The sequence below is a fragment of the Allobosea sp. 05T422_2 genome (genome assembly GCF_056396265.1).
In genome coordinates this window covers 1-9012 of the sequence record NZ_JBFTLD010000270.1, presented here as the reverse complement: position 1 = coordinate 9012, position 9012 = coordinate 1, and the positions used below count along the sequence as shown (strand labels likewise).

The window sequence follows — 9012 nt, the reverse complement described above, 5'->3', positions numbered from 1 at the left end:
GTGGAACAGAGTTCAGTCTGGGACGCTAGACCACGCGACACCTGGCAAACGTAAAGTTGAGCCTCCGTTGTTTGCGGGACACATCTGCGCGAAGATTGTGCCGCATCTCCAATCGCCGCAACATAAGCGATTGCCCTCCAGGAACCTCTGCCAAGACCGGGGCAGCCCCCCTCCCTTCGGTTCAGGGCTCAGTCCCGATCACCTTCAGCCGGCTGGGTACGCTCCCTGCTCAGGTTGCCACGGGCGCCAGGTGCTCATCGTCGATCGAGCGCGTATCGCCTGTCTCGACCAGCGTTCGCGTGGCGTCGATCGAGGCATAGATCCAGAGGATCCTCATGCCCTCGGTCGCCGAGACGTTGCGAAACCGATGCGGCAGATCGGCGGGGATGAAGGTGATGTCGCCTGCCGCGATCGGGTACTCGACACCGTCGATTTCGGCGATGGCCTCGCCTTCCAGCAGCATGACGCTCTCTTCGCAATTGTGGCTGTGCAGCGGGATCGCAGCCCCCGGCTCGAAGATGGTGATGCCATTGATGAAGCTGGTCGAGCCCGTGCGACGCGTGACGAGCGGGACCGTTTTGGCCCCACCGCCGCGCTGGCGCGCCGGGATCTCGGACGGACGAAGAACGGCGGGCCTGGCGCGAGCCGTATCCGGATTAGTCGACATGCGATCTCTCCTGATGAATTGGGTTCAGGATCGGACGGGCCCGATCCAAGCGGCGTTCGGCTTCAGGCCGCGACACGTCCCGAAAGTTGCCGGCGCAATTCCGCGGTCACAGCCTCCGCGAAGGCATCCGTGCCCAATGTGCCGCCGATATCGCGGGTGCGCGTCGCTGGATCGTCGAGGACGACATCAACGGCGCGTTCGATCGCGCCCGCGGCCGCGATCAGCTTGGCATTGGCGTCGCGCCGGCCTCGCCAGTCCAGCAGCATCGCAGCCGAGAGAATGAGGGAGGTCGGGTTCGCCAGGTTCTGGCCTGCGATATCGGGCGCGGATCCGTGCTGGGCCTGCGCGACGCAGATGTCATGGCCGGTATTGATCGAGCCGCCGAGACCGAGGCTGCCGGACAGCTCGGACGCCTCGTCGGAGAGGATGTCTCCGAACATGTTGGTCGTCACGATCACGTCGAAGCGATCCGGCGAGCGGATGAGCAACGCGGCCGTCGCGTCGACGATCAGTTCCTCCAGCTCCACATCCGGAAAATMCTCCGCGACCTTGCGGACCTCGCTCAGGAACAGGCCATCCGACAGCTTGACCACATTGGCCTTGTGGACGGCGGTGACCTTGCGGCGGCGGCCACGCGCCAGCTCGAAGGCGGCGCGCGCGATGCGGGCCGAGGATCTCGCCGTGATCTTGCGGATGGACAACGCCATGTCGGGATCGGGCATGAACTCGCCGCCGCCGGCGAACATGTTGCGGTCCGAGTAGAATCCCTCGGTGTTCTCGCGCACGATGACCAGGTCCATCGGCTTGCGCAGGATACTCAGGCCCGCGCGCGACCGGCAGGGGCGCAGATTGGCGAAGAGCTCGAAGACGACGCGCAGCTCGGCAGAGGGATTGATGCCGCCCTTGTCGCGGGCCGGATATTCGTAATGCGAAACCGGGCCGAGGATGACACCGTCGACCTCGGGAATCCGGGTCATGACGTCCTGCGGCAAGGTCGTGCCCTGCGCCCTCAGGCTGGCGAGGCCGATCTCGCGGGTCTCGATATCGAGCCCGAGCGCCAGCGCCGCATCGGCAACGTCGAGTACCGCAAGGGTGGCGGTGGTGATCTCGGGTCCGATGCCGTCACCGGGAAGAACGAGGATTTTCATCGTGAACCTGTGGGGTTGTGTTCATCGCCGCGCGATCCGCCCCCGGGTGGTGCCCCCGGGGGCTCGTCTCAGGCTGCTGCCCGCGACAGCGCACCGTTCAACGTCGGGTGCTTCGTCAGGCCGGCATTGACGTTGACGCTGCGGTCKRGCTCGATCGTGTCGCCCTCGATGCGGAGGATGACGGTGTCGCAGAACACGGTCTCGACATAGCGCCACGTCATGACGAAGGTCGCCTCGTCGCGCCAGACGCCGCTTGCGATCACCCGCATGAGGTCCGGCTGGTAGGCGTGATGCAGGTCCTGCCCGCTCATCGTCGTCTGGCCTTCGATGCCATGCCCGAGGCCGAGCGTGATCTTGTGCGTGCCGCGGTGGTCGACGAGACGGAATTCGCAGTGCCCTGCCGCGAAGCTCAGCGACGCTTCCGATACGTGGTTGGCATTCGGCGCGAAGCGAATGGTGCGGCCGCTGATCTCGGACGCGCGAGGGCTCTGCAGCGCTCCCGCCTCGACCGGCATCGCCAGCGTCGCCAGGCGTGACGAAAGGGCCGCGTCGGCTGCCGCGGAGCCCGGCTGCGTCAGGGCCGGGAACAGCTCCGCCCAGACCGTGCTCAGAAGCCGCTTCTCGCTCAGCGGAAGGGCCGCGGTGATCGTGATCGCGGCGCGTTGCTCGGGCAACAGGATGTAATATTGCCCGAAGACGCCGGCGGCGCGGGTGCCGCCATGGGGCGTCATCCACCACTGGTAGCCATAGCCCGGGCGGATATCGGGCACGCCAGCGGGATCGGCCGGGCGATAGCGCTTGCCGTCGAACGACATCATCTCGAATTCGCCGACATGATTGTGCCGTGTCGCCCGGACCCAATCGGCCGGGATCACCTGCTGGCCGTTCCACATGCCGTCCTGGAGATGCAGGACGGAGAACTTCATCATGTCCTCAGCGGAGCAGCTCAGCCCGTTCCCGCCGGTGCCGATGCCTTCCGGCGAGACATCCCAGCTGATCTCCCCCATGCCGAGCGGGCGGAACAGGCGCGGTTCCAGATAGTCGCTGACGRTCTGCCCGGTCAGCTTCGTGACGATGGCCGACAGCATGTAGCTGGAGCCGCTGCTGTAGACGAAGCGCGTGCCGGGGCGTTCGACGACCGGCTCGTTCAGAAACGCCTCGATCCAGCTTCCGGTGAGGTAGCGCCATTCGCCGCCGGAGAGGCCGGTGCGGTGGCCCGTGCGCATGGTCAGCAGGTCCTTGACCGTCATCGCTGCGAGGTTCGGGCTGATTTCGGCCGGCAGATGCTCGGGGAAGAAATCGACGACCTTGTCGTCGAGGTCGAGCAGCMCATCGGCATGGACGAAGCCGACCGCGACGGCCGTCCAGCTCTTCGTGGCGGAATGCTGCATATGCGGGCGGTCGGGACCGAACGGCTTCCAGAAAGCCTCGGCAACGACGGCATCGTCCTTGAAGACCATGAAGCTGTGCAGTTCGAGGCCGGCGAGCTGCACAGCGTCGAGAAAGCGCGTGATCCCGGCAGCGTCGACATCGCGCGATGAAGGCGTCGCCCGCGGCAGTCGTGTCAAAGTCATGGTCCAATCCTGTTCAGCGGAAAGAGCGTCAGGGGCGGTGCGCCCGGCATCCGCGCCTGACGAGAGAGTTTGGGGATGAGCTTCGGCACCGGCGCCGGCCTGTCGGCCATCATGGCGGTGCCCGGCATGGGCTACCTGGCGATGGAGACACCCCAGGCTCGCGGTTGCCCCATGGCCCAGCTCCTGTACCCGGAGACATAGGAGCGGGCAGCGCTGGTCCGGACCTCCGAGTAGAGCACGATCATCGGAACATCCTCGCGAAACATCACCTCGAGCCTGTCGATGATCGCCTGACGCTGCGCCGGGTCGGCGACCTCCATGCTTTGAGCAAGGAGCTTTTGCGCCTCGGGGTTGTCCCAGGCCTTGCGGGGCTGCTCCGCCTTGGAACCGGTGAACATCTCGAAGGACAGCGACGGGTCGAGCCGCGCGGAAAAGCCGTGCGACATCAATTGATAGGACCCCGCGAGATAGCGGTCCTGCTGCGCGCCCCATTCCAGCACGTCGAGATCGATCGTGATTCCGGCCTCCCTGGCCATGGCCTGCGCGATCACCGCCTGGTCGAACATGCTCTGGTAGCGCTTGTTGGTGATCATCCTGATCGGCTGCCCCTTGTAGCCCGCCTCCGCCAGAAGTTTCCTGGCGGTGGCGAGATCGCGCGCGATCGGCTGCGCTTGGAGCTTCCGGTGATAGGCGCTCGCCGGYGGGATCGGTGAGTTGTTGGGCTTGGCCGTTCCCTCGCTGACCTGGTCGACCAGGACGGGCAGGTCGAGGGCGAGCTGCAAGGCGCGTCGGATGCGGACATCGGACAGCAGCGGATCCTTGGTCTGAATCAGGATGTCGTTGACATTCATCACCGATGCCGAGTCCAGGGTGACGTCCTTATTGGCCTTGTACTCGGCCAGATCGGCGTTCTGGACATCGAAATTGACGTCGATATTGCCCGCCAGCAGGGCTGCCTTCGCCGTCGACTCATCCGGGATGATGGCGAAGCGCAGCTTTTGGAGCGTGGTGGACTTGTTGCCGGTGAGGCCGTCCCGCGCCCCCGRCAAGGCGGAATATCTGTCGTTGCGGACCAGATCGATGAACTGGCCGCGCCGCCATTCGCCGAGCTTGAAGGGTGCCGTCGTGACAGGCGCAAGCCATTTGCCATCGGGGCCGAGCGAGCTCCTGTGGTAGATGCCGGTGCCGCCGCAATCGGGACGKGCCAGGGTCCCGAGGAAGAGCGCGGAGGGTTTTGCAAGCGTGAATGTGACGGTTCTGGCGTCCTTGGCGACGACATCCGTCACCTTCACGGCGCCGCGCCCATCGACCTCGGAGAGGCAGCGCCAGCCGGTGGCGGGATCGGTGTAGCGCTTCCAGGCGAACAGCACGTCGTCGCTGCCGACCAGCTCGCCATTGCTGAAGTGGAGATCGTCCCGCAGCACGAAGGTATAGGTCCTGCCGTCCTCGGAGACGCTGATCGATTTCGCCAGGAGCGGACCGACGCTCGCATCCTCCCTGAAGGCGACCAGCCCTTCGAAGAGATGGTTCTGGACCGCGTCGGTATTGGCATCGCGATTGACGCCCGGATCGAGCGAACGGATATCGGCGTTGAGGCGAAGGCGGAGCGGCTGCGCCTCCTGGGCATTCGCGATGCCGGYCACGAGGCCGGAGGACAGTACCAGCAGCGTGGGCAGTCTCATCTTGATCCCCTCGTTTCTTGAGTTGGCTTCAGCTCCACGGGGCCATCGCTCCGCGGCCCATGGGCATGATCGATTCAAGGCCGCCGATCGTGCCGTCTCACTCGGGACGCCGACGGTTGCGCGCGGCACTTCCATCCTCGTTTCCGGCGAACAGACCGCGATGCGCGGCCTGGCCGGAATGCTCGGCGCGCGGATCAGGCGCCCTGCGACGCCAATGGCTGGCATCCGGATCGCCGGGTGGCCGGCGCCCTGCCCGCTGCGATCCGGCGTGCCCCCGCCGTATGGGCGGCCGCGCTGCCGCGACGGGCCGGCGATTTCATGCGGCGGGCAGTGCGAGGAAAACGGCATTGTTGCTAAGCTCTCCCCTTCAAGGGCTGCCCGGGCCCGCCGCAGCCTTGACGAGACGTATCAGAATGTTTTTTGTGATACAATGACCATTATGGACACTGAAACCGGCCGCCAGCCCACGCGCCTCCAGGAAGAGCTCGCCGGGCGCATCATGGATCTCGCCCGCGCCGACGGCGTCGCTCCGGGCGACCGCCTGAACGAGAAGACCCTGGCCGAGCGCCTGAACGTCTCCCGCTCGCCGGTGCGCGCCGCGCTTGATCTGCTGGCCACGCGCGGGCTCGTCATCCGGCGGCCGCAGCGCGGCGTCGAGTTGCTTGCCGCCTTGCCGGCGGAAGCGACCGCATCCGGCGAACGCTCCGGCGATGACGACCTGCTGGTGCGTATCGCCGCCGACCGGGACAATGGCAGGCTTGGCGACGACATCTCGGAAACGGAGCTGATGCAGCGCTACGATGCCGTGCGCCCCACGGTCCGCAGGGCGCTCGACCTGCTTGCCGATCTGAAGATGGTGGAGCGCAAACCGGGTTATGGCTGGCGGTTCCTGACGCGCTGGAGCGCAGAACTACGCCGGGAGAGCTACCGGTTCAGGCTGATCATCGAGCCGGCCGCGCTTCTCGAGCCTGGATTTGCGCTCCTGCCCGGCTTTGCCGAAGAGATGCGGCGCCAGCACGATGAAAGCCTGTCCCTGCCCTGGAGCGAATCCTCCAGCGTCGCCTTCTTCGAGATGAACGCGGCATTTCACGAGGGCCTGGCCGAGGCCTCCGGCAACCGCTTCTTCCTCGAGGCCATGCGGCGCCAGAACCGGCTGCGGCGTTTCTCGATCTATAACTGGAAGCACGGCTTTGATCGCGTGCGGGCCAACCACAGCGAGCACATGGAGATCCTGACGCGGCTGGAGGCAGGAGATGCGGAACTGGCCGCCGTACTGATGAGGCGCCATCTGGAGATCACCGGGAGTATGATCCTGCCCGCCCCGCAGTAAGTGTTTTTTGTCCGGAAGAAGTTAGCAGAACCCAGGAAGTCAGGCCGTGCAGCCTGTTCGGCCAGCTCCTGGGAATGAGGCGCGGCCGTCAGTGCGGCACGAGAACCATGTCGTCAGAGGGCGGCATGGCGCGGTCAACCGATGCCGGATGCGAGCCTAAAGAGCCGCCCCGAGGACCGGGTCGCGGCTTCCGGGAAAGCCGCGGCACCCACGGAGGGTCAGATCATCGCAACGACGACCGGCACAAGCGCCTGGCCGATATTGCGGGTGTTCTCTGCGTCCAGGTGCACGCCGTCGATGACCGAAGCCTTGGCAACCGAGGCGGCGTCGAAGAAGCTGCAGCCGCGGCGTCGGGCAACGGCGTCATATTCCGGTGCCAGGCGCCGGGATTCCGCGATATCGCGCCCGCCGACGGGCAACCCGTCCGGTGCGCGCGAGGCAGCGAAGATCGGCGGCGACACCACCAGGATCTTGGGCGCTGCGGCGCCCCAGCCATAGGGAAAGCTCTGTGCGATCTCGATKAGCCGGTCGATTCCCGCGGCAGCCCCCGCGGCCCGCCCGCAGATATGCGGCTTGAGATCATTGGCGCCCAGCATGATGATGAGCAGATCGAGCGGATAATGGCTGCCGAGCAGCGTCGGCAGGATCCGCGCGCCATTTCGGTCAGACGGCGACATGTGATCGTCGAAACAGCTGGTTCGTCCGCCCAGCCCCTCAGTCACGACGGTTGCCGCGGACCCTAGCCCGGCCGCGAGCACATTCGGCCATCGGTCCTCGAACGCATGGCGGCCGCCGTGCAGGTGGTCCGAGCCCCAGGTGAGGCTGTCGCCGAAAGCCAGGATCGTGAAGCTCATCATTCATTCCACAGCGAAGTGCGGGGCCGCGCTGCCGCGGAGGGCTCGACTGCCCTTCCCGACCGGACGCGTTGCCGTATCCGCCGGGACGGACGCGATCAAGCCCGTCGACGATCCTTGGGCGACCGACGCAGGCAACGCCTTCCCGGAGCCTCTGGACCTGCCGAGGGCAGAGCAAGGTCGTGCTGCCCCGTGGACTCATGAAAGACGGCGTGAAACGCTGCGTCAGGCTGTGGGGAGATTGCCGTGAAGATGACTATCGTCGTGAGCAGCGTGCTCTTGGGCATGCTGGGGTTGGCCTCGACTGCGTCGGCGCAGTCAGGCGGGACGAGGCCGGAATGCAGGGGCATGAAGAATATGCGCGCCTGCAACTGTGCTCTCAACAATGGTGGCTCGATAACTGCCGATCCGCATCGCCCGGGCAAGATCAAATGGAACGCAGCGCCCCGGCGCACGCCCGCGCATATGGCCTTCATGAACTGCACGAATCGATCGGGGACATAATCGCCGGGACTTGAGGGCGCGTGACCTTCAAGAGCGTTCTTGGGTCCCTGCTGCTCTACGCACTGTTATTCTGCGCAAGCTTCAGCGCCAGCTTTGCCGGCCTCATCTGGCTCACGGGCGCGCCATGGGCCTCGCCGCTCGCCGAAGGGCACCGGATGCTGGCGGTCCTGTCGTTCATGATGGCCGGCGTTGCCACGGACCGGTTCTGGCGTGTGCTTCTGCTCGGTGCACAGGTCTGCGACCGGCGGCGGCAGTCGGGGGCCCTTCGGTTGTGCCCGGAATGGTTGAGAGCAGACATCTTCAACGGAAGGAACCCGGAGCTTCCGCCTGGCAGGTATTGACAGGATACGGGGACCGGGCGGCTGCTCAGTCGCTTTTCCGGTCGACTAGATGCTCAACCAACTTCATCATGCCCTGACTCGGCTACAAGCGGGCCGTGCATATGGGGCGATGGCTTCGAGCGACCGGAGCAAGGCGACATTCCGCTCACGGCCCTGTTTCCGCCCTTGCTTCCGGTCTCATCGGGTTCTTCGCGTCCCTGCCCGCGCAGGCACAGTGCGTACCCGATCCGCCCGGAGCCGGGGCGATCGTGACCTGCTCGGGTACGGACGCCGATGGTTTTGCGGCGCCGGCCAACACGCCCGTCACCATCACGGTCGCGCCGGGCGCAACCGTCCAGCAGGCACCAGCGACCGGTCAGGCTGTCACCTTCGGGCTGAACACGGCCGGGAACCTGCTCAACAATAACGGCTCGATCATCGCATCCGGAAGCGCTGCCACCCCCCTCACCGGCGTGGCCTTCTCGTCCGGGACCGGGGCCGGGACGAGCGTTCTCACCAATCTCGGCATCATCTCCGCGACGAATGCCGGAGCCGGCAATGCGCTCGGCATGTCCTTCTTGCAAGGCAACGCGGGCTCACCATCCGGATCGCCAATGCCGCTGGTGCGACGATTGCCGGGACTGCGACGGGAGGCGGCGCAGGCATCGGCGTGAACCAGAGTTTTGCCGCCGGCGCGTCGGCGCGCGCGCTGGTGTTTGACAATAGCGGCATCGTTCGCGGATCGACCAACGGGATCGCGGCCGGCACCGGCGCCTCCAGCGCGGCTCAGACCATCACCATCAATAATGGCGTCGGCGGCGCGGCCGCGCAGATCCATGGCGGAACCGGCCCCGCAATCACCTTTGCCGGCAACGGGCTCAATACCGTCAACAACCTCGCCACGGGCACGATCAACGGCGATATCGTCAGCAC

The 9012-nt window shown here is 65.9% G+C and carries 9 protein-coding genes; 4 read left to right on the top strand and 5 right to left on the bottom strand.

What is annotated here, in order from left to right; translation table 11 throughout:
* Positions 1-229: 229 nt before the first annotated feature.
* From AC1DJT_RS30515 to AC1DJT_RS30500, 4 genes are all read right to left on the bottom strand, one after another.
* Positions 230-667 (bottom strand): cupin domain-containing protein, encoded by a 438-nt coding sequence (locus tag AC1DJT_RS30515; RefSeq protein WP_441506809.1) that lies wholly within the window; start codon positions 665-667, stop codon positions 230-232.
* Positions 668-729: 62 nt separating this feature from the next.
* The gene (locus tag AC1DJT_RS30510) at positions 730-1815 is read right to left on the bottom strand and encodes an isocitrate/isopropylmalate dehydrogenase family protein (protein ID WP_476835514.1); all 1086 of its coding nucleotides are present in this window, start codon (positions 1813-1815) and stop codon (positions 730-732) included.
* Positions 1816-1883: 68 nt separating this feature from the next.
* Positions 1884-3389, bottom strand: coding sequence for a serine hydrolase domain-containing protein (locus tag AC1DJT_RS30505; RefSeq protein ID WP_476835513.1), 1506 nt, complete (start codon positions 3387-3389; stop codon positions 1884-1886).
* Positions 3390-3520: 131 nt separating this feature from the next.
* Positions 3521-5071, bottom strand: coding sequence for an ABC transporter substrate-binding protein (locus AC1DJT_RS30500; RefSeq protein WP_476835512.1), 1551 nt, complete (start codon positions 5069-5071; stop codon positions 3521-3523).
* A gap of 439 nt (positions 5072-5510) precedes the next feature.
* On the opposite strand from AC1DJT_RS30500, the gene AC1DJT_RS30495 reads away from it, so the two are divergent.
* Positions 5511-6401: a GntR family transcriptional regulator gene (locus AC1DJT_RS30495; protein WP_441506813.1), complete on the top strand. Its 891-nt coding sequence runs from the start codon at positions 5511-5513 to the stop codon at positions 6399-6401.
* A 218-nt stretch (positions 6402-6619) separates the two neighbouring features.
* Here the strand turns inward: AC1DJT_RS30495 and AC1DJT_RS30490 are convergent, their stop codons facing one another.
* Positions 6620-7255, bottom strand: coding sequence for an SGNH/GDSL hydrolase family protein (locus AC1DJT_RS30490; protein ID WP_441506814.1), 636 nt, complete (start codon positions 7253-7255; stop codon positions 6620-6622).
* A gap of 524 nt (positions 7256-7779) precedes the next feature.
* On the opposite strand from AC1DJT_RS30490, the gene AC1DJT_RS30485 reads away from it, so the two are divergent.
* The 3 genes from AC1DJT_RS30485 to AC1DJT_RS30475 all read left to right on the top strand — a co-directional run.
* Positions 7780-8100: a hypothetical protein gene (locus AC1DJT_RS30485; RefSeq protein WP_441506815.1), complete on the top strand. Its 321-nt coding sequence runs from the start codon at positions 7780-7782 to the stop codon at positions 8098-8100.
* A 248-nt stretch (positions 8101-8348) separates the two neighbouring features.
* Entirely contained in the window at positions 8349-8753 is a 405-nt protein-coding gene (locus tag AC1DJT_RS30480; protein ID WP_476835511.1) for a hypothetical protein, read from the top strand.
* Positions 8750-9012 (top strand): hypothetical protein (locus AC1DJT_RS30475; RefSeq protein ID WP_476835510.1); only part of this gene is annotated, 263 nt, incomplete at its 3' end. The genes AC1DJT_RS30480 and AC1DJT_RS30475, both read left to right, overlap by 4 nt.

Bases quoted from the DNA above. Each gene is read 5' to 3' on its own strand.
- AC1DJT_RS30515 (WP_441506809.1), bottom strand. From the start codon at position 667: ATGTCGACTAATCCGGATACGGCTCGCGCCAGGCCCGCCGTTCTTCGT.
- AC1DJT_RS30495 (WP_441506813.1), top strand. From the start codon at position 5,511: ATGGACACTGAAACCGGCCGCCAGCCCACGCGCCTCCAGGAAGAGCTC.